At 45.4% G+C, this 20,124-nt stretch carries 15 protein-coding genes; 13 read left to right on the top strand and 2 right to left on the bottom strand.

The features are described from left to right. Positions 1–10 precede the first annotated feature (10 nt). From NSQ57_RS20780 to NSQ57_RS20760, 5 genes are all read left to right on the top strand, one after another. Positions 11–3,994 carry an NEAT domain-containing protein gene (locus NSQ57_RS20780; RefSeq protein ID WP_342425232.1) on the top strand — a complete coding sequence of 1,328 codons (3,984 nt, stop codon included), beginning with the start codon at positions 11–13 and terminating at the stop codon, positions 3,992–3,994. Between the two features lie 280 nt (positions 3,995–4,274). Next, entirely contained in the window at positions 4,275–5,234 is a 960-nt protein-coding gene (gene isdE, locus NSQ57_RS20775; protein ID WP_342425231.1) for a heme ABC transporter substrate-binding protein IsdE, read from the top strand. A gap of 14 nt (positions 5,235–5,248) precedes the next feature. Beyond that, entirely contained in the window at positions 5,249–6,232 is a 984-nt protein-coding gene (locus NSQ57_RS20770; RefSeq protein ID WP_241113419.1) for an iron ABC transporter permease, read from the top strand. Beyond that, complete coding sequence (locus NSQ57_RS20765; protein ID WP_029517161.1) at positions 6,222–7,001, top strand: ABC transporter ATP-binding protein; 780 nt, start codon at positions 6,222–6,224, stop codon at positions 6,999–7,001. The genes NSQ57_RS20770 and NSQ57_RS20765 overlap by 11 nt, the downstream gene beginning before the upstream one ends. A gap of 283 nt (positions 7,002–7,284) precedes the next feature. Further along, a complete protein-coding gene (locus NSQ57_RS20760) occupies positions 7,285–8,913 on the top strand; it encodes an ATP-binding cassette domain-containing protein (protein ID WP_013311942.1) in 1,629 nt (542 codons plus the stop codon). Between the two features lie 182 nt (positions 8,914–9,095). Here NSQ57_RS20760 and NSQ57_RS20755 read toward each other — a convergent pair whose 3' ends face one another. Then, a complete protein-coding gene (locus NSQ57_RS20755) occupies positions 9,096–9,281 on the bottom strand; it encodes a hypothetical protein (protein WP_029517162.1) in 186 nt (61 codons plus the stop codon). 454 nt (positions 9,282–9,735) lie between these two features. Between NSQ57_RS20755 and NSQ57_RS20750 the strand changes: the two genes are divergently transcribed. Together NSQ57_RS20750 and NSQ57_RS20745 are read left to right on the top strand one after the other, a co-directional pair. After that, positions 9,736–10,605, top strand: coding sequence for a cation diffusion facilitator family transporter (locus tag NSQ57_RS20750; RefSeq protein ID WP_029517164.1), 870 nt, complete (start codon positions 9,736–9,738; stop codon positions 10,603–10,605). A 191-nt stretch (positions 10,606–10,796) separates the two neighbouring features. Next, on the top strand, positions 10,797–11,963 hold the full coding sequence (locus tag NSQ57_RS20745) for an SH3 domain-containing C40 family peptidase (RefSeq protein WP_029517165.1): 1,167 nt from the start codon (positions 10,797–10,799) through the stop codon (positions 11,961–11,963). 126 nt (positions 11,964–12,089) lie between these two features. Here the strand turns inward: NSQ57_RS20745 and NSQ57_RS20740 are convergent, their stop codons facing one another. Continuing rightward, positions 12,090–12,257 (bottom strand): DUF1328 domain-containing protein, encoded by a 168-nt coding sequence (locus NSQ57_RS20740; protein WP_029517166.1) that lies wholly within the window; start codon positions 12,255–12,257, stop codon positions 12,090–12,092. Between the two features lie 260 nt (positions 12,258–12,517). Between NSQ57_RS20740 and NSQ57_RS20735 the strand changes: the two genes are divergently transcribed. From NSQ57_RS20735 to NSQ57_RS20710, 6 genes are all read left to right on the top strand, one after another. After that, on the top strand, positions 12,518–13,039 hold the full coding sequence (locus NSQ57_RS20735; protein WP_029517167.1) for a DUF948 domain-containing protein: 522 nt from the start codon (positions 12,518–12,520) through the stop codon (positions 13,037–13,039). A 51-nt stretch (positions 13,040–13,090) separates the two neighbouring features. Continuing rightward, positions 13,091–13,609, top strand: a complete 519-nt coding sequence (locus tag NSQ57_RS20730) for a hypothetical protein (RefSeq protein ID WP_029517168.1) — start codon at positions 13,091–13,093, stop codon at positions 13,607–13,609. Positions 13,610–13,705: 96 nt separating this feature from the next. Continuing rightward, complete coding sequence (locus tag NSQ57_RS20725; protein ID WP_023990277.1) at positions 13,706–14,047, top strand: general stress protein; 342 nt, start codon at positions 13,706–13,708, stop codon at positions 14,045–14,047. A gap of 234 nt (positions 14,048–14,281) precedes the next feature. Beyond that, positions 14,282–15,463, top strand: a complete 1,182-nt coding sequence (locus NSQ57_RS20720; protein WP_342425230.1) for a fused response regulator/phosphatase — start codon at positions 14,282–14,284, stop codon at positions 15,461–15,463. Next, complete coding sequence (locus NSQ57_RS20715) at positions 15,447–19,166, top strand: response regulator (RefSeq protein ID WP_342425229.1); 3,720 nt, start codon at positions 15,447–15,449, stop codon at positions 19,164–19,166. The genes NSQ57_RS20720 and NSQ57_RS20715 overlap by 17 nt, the downstream gene beginning before the upstream one ends. A gap of 79 nt (positions 19,167–19,245) precedes the next feature. Further along, positions 19,246–20,115 carry a protein-glutamate O-methyltransferase CheR gene (locus NSQ57_RS20710; protein ID WP_029517171.1) on the top strand — a complete coding sequence of 290 codons (870 nt, stop codon included), beginning with the start codon at positions 19,246–19,248 and terminating at the stop codon, positions 20,113–20,115. Positions 20,116–20,124 lie beyond the last annotated feature (9 nt).

Genomic DNA, 20,124 nt, shown 5'->3' with positions numbered 1-20,124 from the left:
ATACATCACCTTGAAAAGCCGATTTAACAAATACATTACGACATTCGCTGCTATTCTAATGTTGTTTTCTTTATTTTCACCATACGTAGGAGCAACCCCTGAAGTTGATTCCACTTCCCAAAATTTGCCCGATTCAAGCACTACAGTCACTAGTGCTACTTATGCTACTTATGAGATGCCGGTAGAAGTACCTAGCACATATGCTGAGCCTACCAATGCTGTAACTACCACAGATGCGACCTATGCAGATGGAGAATACCTGATTGATTACAAACCTTTAAGAAAGACAGTCAGCGGTAACACCAGAGATTCGAGTTTCAAAACAAACTATACCTATCCTGGAGATTTGATCATTAAGGATGGAAAATACCATTTTTCATTTAAGTTTGCGGAAACTCAAGGGCTATCGAAATTTTTAGTAGAACAAAACGGGGAAACAGTTCCCGCAAAAATAGAGGTGGATTCTGGGAAAGCTTCCGGGACTGTAAGCTTCGATGTTTATGATTTTCATCAAAATGTAAATACGGAGTTTGGATTTAATAGCAGTTCTCCGTGGTATGTAGATACCGATCCAGATCGTTCAGTGAAGGAATGGATTGAGTTTGATCCTTCCAGCTTGAGACTTAAAAACTCAACGGAGAATCCAACGGTTCCACCTGTAACACCACCGGTGACGCCTCCTAATGCAGGAGAAAAACTTTCTGATTTGGACTTTACCCTTTTGAAAGATGGAACCAATGAAAAGTCTATGATGGATGGGTATACGGAGAAACCAGGCTCACTAATTGAGCGTGGAGGTAAACAATATGCCCAGTTCACATTAAAGAACAGCAAACAGATTGATGGTTTTAAGGTAGAGCAAAATGGGGTGTTAACCGACACTTCTGTTGTAAGTGAAGATCAAACTGCGAATACACGAGTGATCGAGTTTGAAGTGAAAGAACTGCCTGCCAAGCTCAACGCATGGGTGAGCATCAACTGGCCTGAGCTGGGCTACGTGCATACTTATAATGTAGATCTTCAGATGTCTTCTGCACCCGCCCCATCAGATTTGGCGGATGGAACGTATTCTATTAATTTTAATACCCTGCACGCCACAAAAGATCAGCCATCAGCCATGGCACAGTATCTGTTGTCTCCGGCAACTTTGACGGTAGCGAAGGGACAAAAAGAAGTTTCCTTCACCATTAAAGACAGCACTACAGTGACGGAATTCAAAACTGAACAAAATGGAACGTTGACGGATGCAGATATTGTAAGTGTGGACAAGACCGCCAATACACGTATTGTGAAATTCAAAGTAGCGGATTTGGACGCGATTTTGAATGCGCAGGTACATGTGAGCACGACCTATCCAGGTGGGGTTTATGAGATGGACCATAAACTTCGTCTTCAGTTCGATAAAAACAGTATCTCGGGAACGGACAACGGTTCAACTCCAGTAACGTCAAATCTGGACTTCACGCTGTTAAAAGACGGTTCAAGTGAAAAGTCCATGATGGATGGATATACAGAAAAACCGGGTACTCTGGTTGAACGTAAAGGCAAGAAATATGTACAGTTCACTTTGAAAAACAGCAAACAAATTGACGGCTTTAAAGTAGAACAAAATGGAGTATTGACCAACACGACCGTAGTAAGTGAAGATCAAACGGCGAATACACGTGTTATCGAATTTGAGGTTAAGGAAGTGCCTGCCAAACTGAATGCATGGGTAAGCATCAACTGGCCTGAGCTGAACTATGTAGAAACCTATGATGTCGATCTTCAATTAGGAGCGGTAACAACCCCGGTTGATCCTGGGACGCCAGGCACACCAGGCACGCCCGGAAAGAATTTAGCTGATGGAACGTATTCAATCAACTTCGATGCGCTGCACGCAATCAAAGATCAAAAATCGGCCATGGCGCAATATTTATTGTCTCCGGCCACACTGACGGTATCAAAAGGCAAGTATGAAGCCTCCTTTACCATCAAAGACAGCACCACCGTGACAGAGTTTAAAACAGAACAAAGCGGGACACTTACGGATGCAGATATCGTTAGTGAGGACAGGAATGCTAATACACGTGTTGTGAAATTCAAAGTGGCGGATTTGGACGCTATTCTGAATGCACAGGTACATGTGAGCACGACCTATCCAGGTGGGGTTTATGAGATGGATCATAAGCTTCGTCTGCAATTTGACCGCAGTAGCATTACAGCTAAAGGACCGGATAACGGAACCACAACCCCAGTTGAAAATGGCAGATACAGCATTGATTTCTCCGTACTCAAAAACGGAAGCAATGAAATATCTGTGATGGATGGATATATGCAAAAGCCAGCCACACTGTTAAAACAGTCTGGTAAAAATATCATTCAGATCAAAATGGACAAGAGCAGCTGGATCAAAACGTTCAAAGTAAATGGTGCAGAGGCTCAGGTTGTCGATCAATCGAGCTCCGCAAATACAAGAACAGTACAATTTGAAGTGCCAAATCTGTCGGATAAAGTGACAGTGAACACGCATGTCATCGTACCTGGATTGGATTTGAGTGGCATCCCATATGATCACGTGTATGATGTGCAGTTCCAATTCGAGCCTGCTACCATTCGAAGCTTTGTTGAGCCTACCTCTTCAGGGGCGGCTGATCCCATGATTAAACTGGATTTTGACAAGCTTGCCAATGGTAAATATGCTTTGAAATTCAGTATTGTTTTGTCAGATGGCTCAACAGCAGCAGATTCACAGGCTCAACGCTTCATCACTGACGAACCGGCGCAATTGGTCGTGGAAGGCGACAAACGGTTTGTAGGTCTGAAGCTGCAAAACAGCAATGAAGTGAAGGCGCTGCGCATTTGGGACAACGCAAGCGGGGACTACCGAGATGCAGAAGTGACCCAGGAAGATGCAGCAAGCAATACGAAGCACGTTCGTTTTAGCGTAAGTGACTTTAAGAACAATGTAAAAGGCCAACTGGTTGTCTATGAAGCTCCTAAAGTGGCAAGTAGCGCTCCGATGGTTTTCAAGGCAGAGGATCGAGTAGAAAAGGTATATGATTTTGAATTTAAATTCGATACCAGTAATGTATCTTATCACAACGAAACCAAAACAGACGAAGTAGAACAGGGGAAAAATAACTTGGCCGATGGAGAGTACACTGCGAACTTCCGTGTGCTGGCGAACGGAACGGATAAGGATTCTCTAGTGGCTCCTTTTGTACAGAGTCTAGCGAAGTTGATTGTGAAAAACGGTAAGGTTCAGGCTCATGTAACCGTTACGAACAACCAGGCTTTGAAGCTATTCCAAACAGATTTTGAAGGTCGTTATGCCAATCCGACGATTATGGGTTCGGACACTAAAGGTGACACGCACACGATTGCGTTCGAAGTACCTGATCTGGATAAGAAGTTAAGTGTGTACACACAGGTATATCTGCCTGAGAAATACATTCTAAATGAGAAATTCGGCGGACAGATTCAATTTGACCGTGCATCGCTTAAAGGTGAGGGAGTCAATACAGCTACAACCGTAACCCCTACTGAACCGATAGTAGCTTCTACGGACAAGGCAGCAGAAACAACTGCATCTGTAGCTGAAACCAAACCAGTAGTTGAGCAACCGGTTCAAATGGCTTCCGAGAAGCAATACACGATTAATTACAACGTATTTAAAGACAAAACGAGTGAAGCTTCCGTTATGGACGGTTATCTCGACAAGCCAGCCACACTGATTGAAAAGGGAGACAAGCGCTATATCCAAGTGACTTTGAAAAATAGCTCTTGGATGCCAACTCTACAAGTGGAGCAAAACGGTACCCTGAAAGATGTAGAAGTGATCTCGACATCCGGCGATACACGTGTCGTTCAATTCGAGGTAGGGGACTTGTCCCAGAAAATCAGTGCTTACACACACGTTATTGTGCCTGGCTTGGTTCTTGGCGGAGTGCCGTATGATCACTGGTATACAGTTCAGTTCCAATTTGATGAAGCAAGCCTGAAAGCGAAGTAGCCTCAGGTTGTGACGTCAATGAAGCCCGAATAACAGCAAAGTTTGTATGCGAGCAAGTCTTGGTGCCTCGGCGTCAAGACTTGTCAGCATTTACATACCCGAGGAATTTGCAAAAATCCAATAAGCGACTTCTAGTGAACAATATGTAGATCAAACAGTCTAGTTCGTCTATATATTGCACTTTGGAGCGACTGGAATCGAATTTTGCTAAATCCTGATACCCGAAAAGTTAGGGTTCCTAATGCAGTTCTATATTTTGAATTGAGGTGACTGGATTTTCATGAAACGATATATAGCATGGGCTCAAGGAAGATCGTTTTGTTTGTATATGTTAATCGGCATCGTGATCTTGTTGCTGGCCGGATGTTCGGGAGGAGGACAGGCTGGACAGAATCAGAGCGATGGTTCGAAATCAACGGCAACATCTGATGCAACCGGAAAGTCGTCTGACGGTAAAGCTCAAGCTCCTCGTATTGTGGCGACTACGGTAGCCATTGCGGAAATCACGGATGCGCTGGGCTTGGATTTGGCAGGTAAGCCGACAAGCACGAAAGTGCTGCCGGACCGTTACAAGGATGTGCCTGATGTGGGTAATCCGATGAGCCCTGATATGGAAAAAGTGATGTCATTGAAGCCGACGGATGTACTGTCGGTGACGACACTGAAATATGATCTGGAGCCTAAATTTAAAGATTTGAAAATCAATGCCAAATTTTTAAATTTTGAAAGTCTCGCGAATATGCAAAAAGAAATTCAAAAGCTGGGAGACACGTTTGGCAAAGCCGATAAGGCCAAAGAGATTAATGGAGCGTTGGATGCCAAAGTAACTGAGATTCAACAAAAGATCAAAGGGAAGAAATCTCCTAAAGTATTGATTTTGCTGGGAGTACCGGGAAGCTATCTGGTGGCTACCGAGCATTCTTATATTGGGGATCTGGTTAAAATTGCAGGCGGAACAAATGTGGTTCAGGGCGAGAAGGTGGAGTTCATTGCCCACAATACCGAAGCCTTGCAGCAATCCAACCCTGATATCATTTTGCGCGCTGCACACGGGATGCCGGATGAAGTAGTGAAAATGTTCGATGAAGAGTTCAAAACCAACGATATCTGGAAGCATTTCAACGCTGTGAAAAATGGGCATGTCTATGATCTGCCTGAACCGTTGTTTGGCACAACAGGGAATCTAGCGGCAAACTCGGCGCTAGATGAGCTGATGAAAATGCTGTATCCTTCGAATTAAAGGAAGCTGATGACATGTCCAAAAAAGGTTGGAGTCTTATTGTTGTAATGGTCTTGCTCGTCGGCGTCATGTTATATTCAGCGATGACAGGTAGTCTCAAGGTGGATTTGAGTCAGTTGGTCACCGGATTGTGGACAGGTACAGATGATCAGGTGAATGTGGTCAAGGACCTGAGACTACCGAGAATTATCGTAGCCGTGATGGCAGGTGCAGCACTTGCAGTGGCGGGTGTCTTGCTGCAAGCTGTTATGAAAAACCCGCTGGCAGATGCCGGAGTTATCGGCATTTCTTCGGGAGCAGCATTGATCTCGCTGATTGCGGTGACGGTCTTTCCAATGCTTTATTTCTGGATGCCGTTCTTTTCATTTATTGGCGGTGCGATAGCTTGTTTAATGGTTTATGGATTTTCATGGAGATCCGGCTTGCATCCGATTCGTCTCATTCTGATCGGGGTAGCTGTGAATGCCATTTTTTCTGGTTTAGGTCAGTCATTTAATTATCGAGGCAGTTATGCGGTCACCAGCATTAACCAGGTTACTACTTCAACCTTGTCTATGAAAAAATGGGTAGATGTCGAGGTTATTGTGACCTATGGCGGGATTGGACTAATTTTGGCCATGCTCGTGTTCTCTTGGTGCAATTTCTTGTCCCTTCAAGATAAAACAGCTAAAAATCTGGGATTCAATGTAACACGCGCACGACTTTTGATTTCTGTGATTGCAGTGCTGCTTGCAGCAACGGCTACAGCCATCGCAGGAGTGATTGCCTTTATCGGCCTGCTCGTTCCGCATTGTGCCCGCTACCTAGTTGGCTCGGATCATAAGTGGTTGATTCCATTTTCAGCCTTATGCGGTGGCTTGTTGCTGCTGCTCGCGGATACTCTGGGGCGGACGGTGCTTGCTCCCAATGAAATCCCGGCTTCTATTATTATGGCCGTCATTGGCGGGCCGTTCCTGATATTCCTGATCAGAAAGGCGGATCGCAGCTATGGACATTAAGGATATAACCTTCTCATATGATCGGAAAACAGATCGTCTGCACGCTATTCATGCTGTTATTGAGTCAGGACGGATTACGACCATTATTGGTCCCAACGGATGCGGCAAATCGACGCTGCTCAGCGTGATGTCCAACAATGCTGTTCCTCGCTTGGGACAGGTGATTCTGGACGGCAAAGAAATAGCCCACTACAAGCCCAAGGAGCTGGCCCGTCAATTGGCGGTAGTCCATCAGCAGAACGAGGCACCTTCCGACCTGACTGTAGAAAAGCTCGTAAGCTTCGGCAGGTTGCCGCATAAGAACATGTTCACAGCGAGGCGTGACGAGGATGAGGAGGCGATTGAGTGGGCGATAGCCTGTACTAACCTGAACGAACGTAGAACTCGCACGTTGGATCAACTCTCAGGAGGAGAACGGCAGCGTGTATGGATTGCAATGGCCTTGGCACAGCGGACTCCCATTTTATTTTTGGATGAGCCGACCACCTATTTGGATATGTACTACCAGCTTGAAATTTTAGAGCTCATTCGGCAGTTAAACCAGGAACATGGACTGACAATCGTGATGGTGCTGCATGATATCAATCAGGCTATTCGGTATAGCGATGTAATGATTGCCATGAAGGAAGGGCGTATTATAGCGAACGGCCCACCTACAGAGGTCGTTACATCTGAACTGATCCAGGCAGTTTATGATGTGGAGGTCGTAATCAAACAGGATGATGAAGCGGGCATGTATCTCATTCCGATAGGAGTCGGGGCTTCCTGACATTTACAAGCATACGGAACATTATTGCTGCGACTGAATAACGCGTTTGTCCTCACGGCATTTCAACGAATTTAAAACATGAAAATGGCTCTGGTCCATGTGTTTTGTCAGGTGACAACCGTGGAGACAGAAGCATTTTTTATTTTATTTATAAGATATTGGATGAGATTCAGGGACGGTTATGCTTATACTACGGTTCGAATCCGATCTTTTGTGTGTTATACTATTGCCGTCGGTAATTTTGTGTTTAGCACTTAACTAATGATAAGGATGGTATGCTTATATGATCAGTACAAGCGGCGTAACGCTTCGTTATGGGAAACGCCCACTTTTTGAAGACGTAAATATCAAATTTACTCCTGGGAACTGCTACGGCCTGATTGGGGCGAATGGCGCGGGCAAATCCACTTTTTTGAAAATTCTTTCCGGTGAAATCGAAGCCAATTCAGGCGAGGTTCACATGACACCGGGCGAACGGATGGCAGTGCTCAAGCAGAACCATTATGAATACGATGAATTCCCGGTTCTGGAAACCGTTATTATGGGTCATACGCGTCTGTATGAAATCATGAAGGAAAAAGATGCGCTGTATGCCAAAACAGAATTTACTGAAGCAGACGGCCTGCGTGCCGGTGAACTGGAAGGCGAATTTGCGGAGCTGAACGGTTGGGATGCTGAGCCGGATGCAGCTTCCTTGCTGATCGGTCTTGGTATTCCCCGCGACCTGCATGACAAGAACATGTCTGAGCTGAGTGGTAATGACAAGGTACGTGTTCTCCTGGCTCAAGCGTTGTTTGGTCGTCCGAACAATTTGCTGCTTGATGAGCCTACCAACCATTTGGACCTCGAATCCATTCAATGGCTGGAAAATTTCTTGATGGACTATGAAGGCACCGTCATCGTCGTATCCCATGATCGTCACTTCCTGAACAAGGTATGTACGCATATTGCGGATATCGATTTTGGCAAAATCCAGATGTACGTCGGCAACTACGACTTCTGGTATGAGTCCAGCCAGCTTGCGCTTGCCTTGACGCGTGATGCCAACAAGAAAAAGGAAGAGAAGATCAAGGAACTGCAAGCCTTTATTCAGCGCTTTTCCGCGAATGCTTCCAAGTCCAAACAAGCTACTTCACGTAAAAAACAACTGGATAAAATTACGCTGGACGACATCCGTCCATCGAACCGTAAATATCCTTTCCTGAACTTCAAGCCTGAACGCGAAGCAGGCAAACAACTCTTGACAGTAGACCGCCTCAGTAAAACCGTTGAAGGCGAGCAAGTGCTGAATGAGTTCAGTCTGGTTGTGAACAAAGGCGATAAAATCGCGTTTGTTGGGCCGAACGGTTTGCCTAAATCGACGCTCTTCCAAGTATTGATGAACGAGATTGAAGCAGACAGCGGAGAATTTTCTTGGGGGATTACAACTAGCCAGGCTTATTTCCCGAAAGATAATTCCACCTATTTTGAAGGTGTGGACATGAATCTTGTGGAATGGCTCCGTCAATATTCCAAGGATCAGGACGAAACGTTCCTGCGCGGCTTCTTGGGACGTATGCTTTTCTCTGGTGAAGAAGCACTTAAGAAAGCAAGTGTACTGTCCGGGGGCGAAAAGGTTCGCTGTATGCTGGCGAAAATGATGCTGAACGGTGCCAATGTGCTGTTGCTGGAAGAACCGACCAACCACTTGGATTTGGAGTCCATTACAGCGCTGAACAATGGTCTGATTGATTTTGACGGTACTATATTGTTCACATCTCATGACCATCAGTTTATTCAAACGATTGCGAACCGCATCGTGGAAATTACACCAAACGGCGTAATCGACCGTACAATGAGCTATGATGAATACTTGGAAAATGAAGAAATCGCGAAATTGCGTGAACGTATGTATCCGGTAGAAATCGGCTAAAATTCCAACCGGCTATCTTCAACAACTAGATAAACGAAAGAGGAGCTCCTTTAGGCCATTGAGATGGCAGGGAGACTCCTCTTTTTCGTTTTTGTGCCATGCCCATAGCTTACTTGGCTCTGGCCGTGAGGTAAGATAGACCTCGCCAGACCTTTGGTACCCTATAAAGGCTATGAGGTGGCTTATGATCCGCCTGTACGACGGCGTTGGTTGTTCGGCTTCTTCGTATTTTGGCTTTTCAGTGTTTTGGTGGAACCGCCTTGAAAGCCGCCCTGCTGTGAAGCACCGGACTGCTGTTTTTTTTGTGCCAGCTTTTCCCGAATGGCATCTGCGAGATTAACTTTACGTGGTTCATTGGCATCGCTCATGAATAAATTCCTCCTGTTGCCGCCAGATTCATGTCAATCATGTTGGATTGAAGAAAAACGCGGCTGTGTCCTCATTTTATACGTTTTTAAAAGAAGGGACAAGGGCAACAATGATAACACCCATCTGGGGTGGGGCGGGAGAGAAAACGTCTGTTTTTTGTGTGAAGGAAAAAATGTTTTGTGTAACCTACAGGAATGGGGCCTGGCAATACTTTTTCGTTGTTCCTACAGCGATGCAGAGCGGAAAGACTGTTTCTCTAGACCCACACAAAGTTCGTCTGCTATCCTGAAAATAACAGTTACCCAAAGGTGAATTGTTATTTTCAGGATAGCTACGCTGCTTGTTTGAAAAGTTAATGTTGAGGGTTCAAGGCAGCGATGCTGCTATTTTTATTTTTGGGCCCGGTGAGGTCGTTCTGCTGGGAACTATATATTTGAAGGAGTGTCCTACGTTGTGGTAAATGTCTATGATGAAATCCGAAAAGGTGAGCGTGGGGCGTGGGTAAGCATTGCTGCTTATCTCTTGCTGTCCGCCTTTAAGCTGATTAGCGGGTATATATTTGCTTCTAGCGCATTGCGGGCGGATGGCTTCAATAATGTCACCGATATTGTAGTGTCGGTTGCTGTACTGGTTGGACTGAGAATTTCCCAAAAGCCACCGGACTCTGATCATGCCTATGGACATTTTCGGGCAGAAACGATCGCGGCGCTGCTGGCGTCCTTTATTATGGCTGTCGTCGGTTTGCAGGTGCTTATTGATGGGATCGGCAGCATTTTCAAGGGCGGAAAGCAAATACCGGATATCACCTCCGCGGGTGTAGCTGTGATTTGTGCCGTGATTATGCTGGGAGTGTACTTGTACAATAACAGGCTGGCACGGCAAATTAACAATAAGGCTTTGCTGGCAGCGGCCAAGGATAATCTATCGGATGCACTTGTCAGTGTTGGGGCAGCAGTTGGCATTATCGGCGCACAGTTCGGGCTACCCTGGCTGGATACTGTAGCTGCGATCGCGGTAGGATGTATCATTTGCAAAACAGCGTGGGATATTTTTAAGGATTCCACACACAGCTTGACCGATGGATTTGATGAGCAAGAACTGTCTGACTTACGAAGTACGATTGCCCGTATACCTGGAGTAGAGGGGATTCGGGACGTTAAGGCACGTGTACACGGCAATCATGCACTAGTGGATGTGGTCATTGAGGTGAATCCGCAACTCAGCCTGATTGAAGGGCATCGGATCAGCGACCGGATTGAGGAGCGCCTACAAGAGGTTCATAATACGATGCATGTCCATGTCCATGTAGAACCCAAATTATAGATTAATTATTAAATAGTTAGTATTAAAAGTGACTTTAGACCTATATGTAAAAGGCGTATACGCTTCCTTTTGTGACGTTTGGATTATATCTCTCTTCCTGCTGCTTTTACTATAATGAAGGCATGTCCGGCTATATTCGTCGGAATTGGATATGCTCTTCAAATTCGTAAAAACAGCCAGGAGGTGCAACATTGAGAAGACGCGTGATGGGAATGCTCATGACGTCAGCCGCGCTGTTGACAGCAATTCATGTGGCGCCGGGTCAGGTTGACGCAGCGGCATCAACAGCATCCACGGGACAGAAGGCGGTTATTCAGGCGGCTGTAAAGCTTAGATCCGGTCCTTCGACTACAGGGGATGTAGTCAGCTTTATGAAGCAGGGAGAGGCCGTAACGGTATTGGAGAAAACCAACAGCTATTGGTATAAGATCAAGACTTCTGATGGAGTAACCGGATACACTAGCAGCTCCGACAAGTACATAAAAGTTGGCGCTACCAGCGTCGCTGCTGCTGTCACCCCGTCTACCACTCGTAAATCGGAAGCCACAGAGTCAGTTAAAAATGTTTCAGCTAAAGAGGCTGTGGCCTCAGTGAATAGTTCTGCCGGTCAAACGAAAGCTACGATTCAAACGTCCGTTCGTTTGCGGGCGGAGGCATCCACTTCTTCCGAGGTCTTGGGCTATTTGAATGCAGGGGATGTCGTTACGATTACCGATCCAAGTAATGCCTATTGGTTCAAGGTTACCAATGCTGGTGGTACGGTGGGTTACGTCAGCTCGTCTCCACAGTATATTCGTATTGGTGAGGGCGTTGTTGTGCAGCAGCCTGTGTCTGCTCCGGTGACAACCACTCCTGATACTACTGCAATACCTGTGACAGCCTCTCCTGCGTCAACTATGAACATATTTTCCGGTGATGCAGCGGCTGCAATAGAGCAGGTTATTAACACGGGGATGACTTATCTCGGAACTCCATATGAATATGGTTCGGATCGTAGCAGTACGGCTACTTTTGATTGCTCGGCATTTACCCGTCAAATTTTCCGTCAGGCTGTAGGTATCCAGCTTCCGGCAGATTCTCGTTCACAGGGTGAGTGGATCAAGCAAAACAGTCAGCCGAATACGGACATGACTACGCTGAAGCGTGGCGATTTGCTCTTCTTTACAAATTATAATGCATCTTCCGGGGCGTACACGTCCTTGGATAACTCCTCCCAAACGATTACACACGTAGCTGTATATTTGGGAGACAACAAGCTTCTCCATACGTTTTCTGTAGCGGGTGGCGGTGTAAAAGTTACGGATTTCAGCAAGCCTTGGCAGGACCGTTTCCTGTTTGGGGGCAGCGTGATTCAATAAAAGCGCCGCTAACTGTTAAAAAGCTGCATCAAAAAAGGATGTTCCACAGCCCTGTTGACCAGGGTGGGAACATCCTTTTTTTATAGACATTTAGAATATTGCTTTTGTGCAGCTAGCATCCGATAACTATGAAACCCGTTTTCTTCTGGTGAAGAGTGAAATGACGAACAACACCAGAAATATCACAAATAATATTTTAGCGATTGTAGCAGCTACGGACACGACGATACCAAAAAAACCTAAGATACCGGCGATCACAGCAAAAATTAAGAATAAAGCGGACCATTTTAGCATGTTCTGTATCCTCCTTTAATTGTATATAATGTGGCATACTCACGCCCCGATAGAGCATGGTTGCAGATGATGGAGACTTCTATAGAATATTCGTGTCTGTGCCATCGTTATACGTTGTTTTAAACGGTGTGAGAGTCCGTGAATCATAACGTTTGGAGCGGAGAAGAAGCCAGCCTGGACGTTGTTTCGTGTCTGAATCTAAAGGGTAACTATGCAGTAATCATAAACATCATCGTGAAAGACGAAAGAGAGGTTACGCTATGTTAACACAGGTCAGCATTTTTATTATTGCTATCGCATTTGCAGTTCTCGTTATTTTCCTCATTAAAACGTTGAAAGCAGCACAAGGCTCTTTGGATAAGGTGACTCAAACCTTGCAGGATGTACAAAAAACGATTGATGAACTGAGTTATGAAGTAAAACAAACGGTTCGACATGCGAATGACATCACCGCAGATGTTGATCATAAATTGAAGCAAGTGGAGCCAGTGATGGAATCGGTTAGAAATTTGGGGGAGGTACTCAGCGAAGTGACGTTGGCTGCCAAGCAGGCTTCAACAGCCTTAATGACACGGTTTCAGAAATCGCATAGCGCTGCGAGTAATACTTCCAGAACGGATAACGCGATCAAGGCAACGACATCGAATAGACCTTTGACCGCAACGGAGCGGACGGTTCAGAGCTACAATGCGACTTATGAGGAGCCTGCGGCCAAGCCAGGTAAAAACTGGTTGGGTTATGTAGACATCGCTGCTGGGGTGTGGCAGAAAATGCGTCAGTAGCATAGTGGCTGAACCGTAAACTACAGGAAATTCATTGAAAGGGTGAGATTTATGATGAAGACGTTATTACTAGCTGCTGGTTTGCTCACTCCCTTTTCCGGACAGGATACGGTTCAGCAAACCGTTTCCCCGCAAATAGCGGGACATGTGGTTAGGACTGTGCAGACGATACCCGCTCCACATGCTGTACCAGCAGATTTTCATACCTTAAATGGCATATCTTTGGATGATACACGTGCTGATGTATTGAAAAAGCTGGGCAAGCCACAGCGAGTCAAAAAGGATAAGTTGCTGCTTTCTACAGAATACCAATATCCAGATGTTGTGGTAGGTATGCGTGAGGACGTCGTTTCTTATGTGCATGTAGATCCTGCTGCCGGTCGAATCAAGGTGAATGATAAGTGGCTGCCGCTGCAACGGAAAACGCTCGATCAGGCGCTGGGTGGCTCGCAATTCACGGCGGAAGACGGAGAGGTATATGTACGCGGACAACGTGCAATCAAAGTGTTTATGGATGAGACGTCTGATAAACCTAAGTATGTTGAGTTTTTTGATGAAACGGAATGGTAATTGATTTTTTTAAGGCATGACATAACATGGAAGTTTCAAATGGATATGTGAAGTGTAATAGTCAGAGAAGTCAATCCTTAAAGGAGCGTGAGAAACATGAATCAGACCAATCATAAATCTTATGCCAAAGTGGTAGATAACGGTGTACAAGCCGTTGAAGCAGTAAATGAGTTGCGTAACACAGGCTATCGTTATGAGGATGTGTTCGTGCTCGCTCATGATCAGGATCGGACAGATCGTATTGCCGATACGGTGGATGCCAAGGAAATCGGGATTAAGGAAGAGGGCGTTTTCGATTCATTAGCCAACTTGTTCCGTTCCCGCGGCGATGAGCTTCGCGCTAAAATTACTTCCTTGGGATTTACAGATACGGAAGCTGACTTTTATGAAAAAGAACTGGATCAGGGGAAAGTGCTGGTCATTGCTAAAAAAGCGTGATATCGCTGTTCACTATAAGAGCAGCGTGACATTAGATTCGAAAAAGAGGAAGTTGACCGCAGCACAAGTGTTTCGCGGGTCCTCCAAAAACATAGATAAGGAATGGGGTTCAGCCTCATTCCTTATCTATGTTTTTGGAATGCCTTCTTACGGAAACACTACTACTAATCAACAAGGGTGTTGCCGTTTAAGTAGGTATAGTATAATACATGAGTTACAGATAAGGAGAAGCCAATGAGAATTCTAATTGTTGACGATAACCCGACGAATATCATTATTATTCGTGAGATACTAAAAAAAGAAAATTATCGGGATGTGATCTCTGCTAACTCGGCCGCAGAAATGTTAGAGCATCTGGGAATAGGCGATCGTACCATTAGTCTCAGGCCCCGTTCTTCAGATATTGATCTGGTGCTGCTGGATATGATGATGCCTGAAATGGACGGCATTGAAGCTTGCAGTATTGTGCAGGAATATGAGCATTTAAAAGATATCCCGATTATTATGGTAACGGCTGTAGGTGATTCTAAAAAATTGGCTGAAGCTCTGGATGTGGGAGCCGTCGATTACGTCACGAAGCCGATCAACAAGGTAGAGCTAATGGCGCGAATCCGATCTGCCTTGCGTCTCAAATTGGAGAAGGACTGGCATAAGGATCGGGATCAGCGAATTCAGGATGAGTTGAAGCTGGCCGCGATGGTGCAGCAAGCGGTACTTAGTCCTGCCATTCAGGACCCGGTGCTGCAAGTAAATGCGCTCTATCAGCCTTCCTTTGAACTGGCAGGGGATTTATATTCTTGGTATCCGTTAGGGGAGGGGCGATATGCCATCATTTTGCTGGATATGATGGGACATGGCATTTCTTCTTCGCTGTTCTGCATGTTCATTGCATCTGTACTTAAGGACACGGTGACCACGTATGTGGAGCCTGAGAAGGTCATACAAGAGCTGAATCGTCGTTTTAATCAACTGGATCTGGGCAAACAGCTGGTACAGTATTATTTTACGGCGATTTATATGGTGATTGATACCCGTGCACGGCGAATTGACTATGTAAATGCGGGACATCCTCCCGGTTTGCTGTTCAACCAGGATGGTAGCATTACCAAATTTGACCGTGCATGCAGCCCGGTTGGTTTATTTGATAAGATTGATGCAGAAATGCACACGATTCATTATGAAGGAACAGGGCATATCGCTTTGTATACGGATGGCTTGCTGGAGGCGGTGGAAGGTGAATATGAGGAGCAGTTGGAGTATCTGACTGAGTGTCTGCGTAAATATGAGCAATGGAATGAAGAAGCGATGCTGGATGCTTTTTTTCGTAAAGAGGCGCTACAAGATCGTGATGATGATAAATGCCTGATCTGGATTTCGTTGAAAGAGGGAGAGAGCTTGCATGAAAATCAGAAATAAACTGCTGATTGGCTTTGGATCGCTTATGGCGATCCTCCTTGTGCTGACACTAATCAGCTATGACCGGATGGGGAGCCTGAATGAGCAGTTGAATCAGGTTTATCAGGATCGATATATGAAAGTCCGGAAAACAACAGCTATTCGCGGGCAGGTGAACGATATGGCCAAAGTGATGGCCAATCTGATCTTGAATCCAGGTTCCTCCGTTAGTGAGGCCAAACGCGAGCTGGACGATATTTCGGCTACTGGAACGAAAGTGCTGGCTAGTCTGCAAACGAATTCCGGCACCAGTGAAGAGCAACAGCAGGTTGATCGGGTAGCCGTCGCGTGGAATGAATTTTTAAGTTACGAACAAAGACTGGTCTCTTTGTTGGGGCAAGATCGTATTGATGAGGCTAACGCTTTCCGCAATAGTACTGGTTTGCCTGCCCAAGAGGAGGCGATGGATAGTATTAATGCCCTTGCCGTTTTTCAGGATCGGGAAATTGATAGCGACATGAAGCAAGCCAATTTGGCGTATGAAGAATCTGTGCAGATTACCACAATTCTGATGGCCGCCGGCCTGATCATGGGCTTACTGGTTATTTTGTGGGTGCTCCCAAGTATTGCCAAAGGTCTAAATGTCGTGAATCTCATGATTAATGGTTTTGGCAAGGGAAAGTACAGGGCCATCAGCCGAATGAGTGTTGCCTCCAAAGATGAAATCGGTGAGGTCGCTCGTGTATTTCAACAAATGGCCGGAGACTTGGAAGAAAAGCGGAAATTTGAACATTCCGTCCTTCAAACGCAGAAGGACCAAACTTGGCTTAATGCCAATACTGCTCGGGTGACTGAGTTGTTCCGTGGCGTAAATTCACTGGAGCAAGTTGCTCAGATGTTCATTAGTGAGTTTACGCCCATCTTGGGAGGCAGTTATGGAGCCATCTATTTGCAAGGAAAAGATGTAGAAGACAACCGATTTAAGTTATACGGCTCCTATGCAAAGGTGACTGGCGAAAATTCGATTAGAGACGTTATCCAGGTAGGCGAAGGGTTGCTCGGACAATGTGTTTTGGATCGTAAGCCGATCTTGATTACAGAGGCTCCTGACGGATATTTGTCCATAGGCTCTGCCTTAGGAGAAAGTAAGCCAGTGGGAATTATGATTTTCCCTATTTTGTTCGAAGATGAGTGCATCGGTGCTATAGAAATAGCGTCACTGGATCGCTTCAGTGATCTGGAAACGAAGCTGTTTGCTCAATTAGTAGAGAGCATGGGGATCATTCTGAACAATATCAAGGGACGGATGCGTGTAGAGCAATTGCTGCGCGAGTCCCAGGCACTTACTGAGGAATTGCAATGCCAGTCCGAGGAGCTACAAACTCAGCAAGAGGAACTCAAGCGCTCCAACGAAAATTTGGAGGAGCAAACAGAGGAACTCAAGCGTTCAGAGGAATTGTTACAGCGTCAACAAGAAGAATTGGAGCATTTTAATACTGAACTAATTGCCAAAACCAGAGCGCTAGAAGAACAGGTACGAGAAGTGGAAGAAAAGAACGACGAGATTGAACATGCACGAGCTCAGTTGGAACAACAGGCCATGCAGCTAGGAATCACAAGCAAATACAAATCTGAGTTTTTGGCCAATATGTCTCATGAGCTGCGTACTCCGCTAAATAGCTTGCTCATTCTTTCTCAGCTCTTGTCTGAGAACAAGGAAGGCAATCTCAAGCCGAAGCAGGTGGAATATGCACAAACCATTTATATGTCAGGCGCGGATTTGCTGAAAATGATTGATGAAATTCTGGATTTATCCAAAGTGGACGCTGGAAAAATGGATATTAACCATGAAGCGGTCCACTTGAAGGAACTGGAACTGTTTGTGGAGCAGAATTTTGCTCCGGTCGCAGCCCAACGTGGGCTTCAACTGCATACCGAGATCGAAGAGAACTTGCCAGATGCCATTATCAGTGACGGTTATCGTCTCAAACAAATTTTACGTAATTTGTTGTCCAATGCATTCAAGTTCACCACGGAAGGATCTATTCGTTTCAGTGTATCTCGGGCAAATGGAGAACAGCTTCCGGGTCTGCTAAATCCACGAAGATCCTATCTGGCTCTATCTGTGCATGATACGGGCATTGGGATTGCTTCCGATAAAACGGATCTGATCTTCGAAGCCTTCCAGCAGGTAGACGGTACAACCAGCCGGAAATATGGGGGGACAGGACTAGGTCTGTCAATCAGCCGCGAGCTTTCCAGATTGTTGGGCGGTGTGATTACGGTGGAATCCGAGCAGGGACAGGGCAGTTGCTTCACACTGTATTTGCCGGAACAAACGCCTACGGCTGAGGATATGGATTCTCATTCGAGAGAGGAATTTAACGGTACGGATGTGAATTCGAATTTTGAGAATGTTGCAGCCTCGGCAGAAACGGACCTTCCCATGATTATGCCTGCTAAACAGTTGCCATTATATCAGATACATTCGAAAAACAAAGCGGAGGACATTATACATCCAGGGGACGACCGAAACGAGATTACCTCGCAGGATAAAGTGCTGCTGATTATTGAGGATGATATTAACTTTGCTAATATTTTGTACGATATGGCCCGTAGCCGGGGCTTTAAGGCACTGATCGCTCTCCAAGGAGACGATGGGCTCAACATGGCTCAGTCTTATTTGCCGGACGCTATTATATTAGATATTCAATTACCTGTGATGGATGGCTGGTCCATTTTAGGCGAGCTAAAAGGAAATTCATCGACACGTCATATTCCAGTGCATGTTATTTCAGTCATAGATGATGTGAAGCAGGGCCTAATGATGGGCGCGATTGCCTATCTCAAAAAGCCTTCCTCGAAGGAAAGTCTGGATAAGGCATTTTCACATATAAAATCGTATACAGACCAAATGGTCAAACGTCTTCTTGTGGTTGAAGATGACGATAATCAGCGTAAATCCATTATTGAGCTGATCGATCATGATGATGTTGCCATTACGGCGGTATCGACAGGTCAGGAAGCACTGAATGAGCTGGCCACTCAGCGGTATGACTGCATGGTACTGGATCTGATGCTGAGCGACATGACTGGTTTTGAGCTGCTGGATCGTATTCGAGAGAACGAGCAGCTAGCTGATCTGCCGATCATTATTTATACAGGCAAAGATCTGGATAACAAAGAAGAAACGCAACTTCGCAAATATGCAGAGTCTATTATTATTAAAGATGTTAAATCGCCGGAACGGCTTTTGGACGAAACAACGCTGTTCTTGCATCGTGTAGAGGCGAATCTTCCTGAGGACAAACGCAAAATTTTGCAAAAGCTATACAACAAGGAAGAGCTGTTTGAAGGTAAAAAAATATTGTTGGTAGACGATGATATTCGCAATGTATTTGCTCTGTCCAGTGTGCTGGAAAGCTATCGTATGGATGTTACCTTTGCGGAAAATGGAAGAGAAGCACTGGAACTGCTGGAACAGACACCTGATTTTGATCTGGTGCTGATGGATATGATGATGCCGGAAATGGATGGATATGAAGCGATGCGACGTATCCGGCTAATGCCACAATTCGAGAAGATGCCTATTATTGCCCTGACAGCCAAGGCCATGAAGGATGATCGTTCCAAGTGTATTGAGGCAGGCGCTTCCGATTATGTGAAAAAACCGATTCAAACCGAACAACTTTTATCATTAATGCGGGTGTGGTTGTATTCGTAACCCAAAAAAATGGGTAATATAAATCGACACATGATGGGAGCGGCACAGGCAAAACCTATTTAGGAATTGGAGAGAGATTATGACATCTAAGGATATGGCGGATAATGCTGCTAATGAAGTGAAATCGAATGATGCTGAGCGGGAATTGATTGAGATTGAGCTGTTGCTGGAAGGTATACATCGGCTGTACGGCTACGATTTCCGTAACTACGCTCTGCCTTCGATTAAGCGGCGTGTTTATTATCATGCGCAGTCCGAGAATGTAAGCACGATATCAGGACTTCAGGAGAAGGTGCTGCATGATCGCAGCGCCTTCGATAGGCTGGTTCAGAGCCTTTCCATTCCGGTGACCGAGATGTTCCGTGACCCGGAGCTGTTTCTGAATTTTAGACAGAAAATCATTCCTATTTTGCGAACGTATCCGTATATTCGAATATGGCATGCAGGTTGCTCCACGGGTGAGGAAGTATATTCTATGGCGATCTTGCTGCATGAGGAAGGCTTATATGATAAGGCCCGCATTTATGCGACGGATATGAATAACCTGTCTTTACAGCAGGCGAAGGAAGGCGTATACGGGATCGACCGAATGAAGCTGTATACCAAAAATTATTTGGAGTCCGGGGGCACACAATCGTTCTCTGAATATTATACAGCCAAGTATGATTCAGTGATGTTTCATCCTTTTTTACGGAAAAATATTATTTTTGCGGAGCACAACTTAGCGACAGACCGGTCCTTTAACGAGTTCAATGTTATTTTTTGCCGGAATGTCATGATCTATTTTAACGACGAACTTCGCAACCATGTACATGGGTTGTTTTATGATAGCTTGAGTCATTTTGGCGTGTTGGTGCTTGGGGCCAAGGAATCCATACATTTTACCGATTATAGTGATTCCTACGAGCCGCTGGATCGGATAGAAAAAATATACCGGAAGATTAAATAGAGATGCTTA

Source organism: Paenibacillus sp. FSL L8-0502 (assembly GCF_038593055.1).
Taxonomy (GTDB): domain Bacteria; phylum Bacillota; class Bacilli; order Paenibacillales; family Paenibacillaceae; genus Paenibacillus; species Paenibacillus polymyxa_D.
The sequence above is the reverse complement of the archived record's forward strand: the minus strand, read 5'-3'. Positions and strand labels throughout refer to the sequence as shown.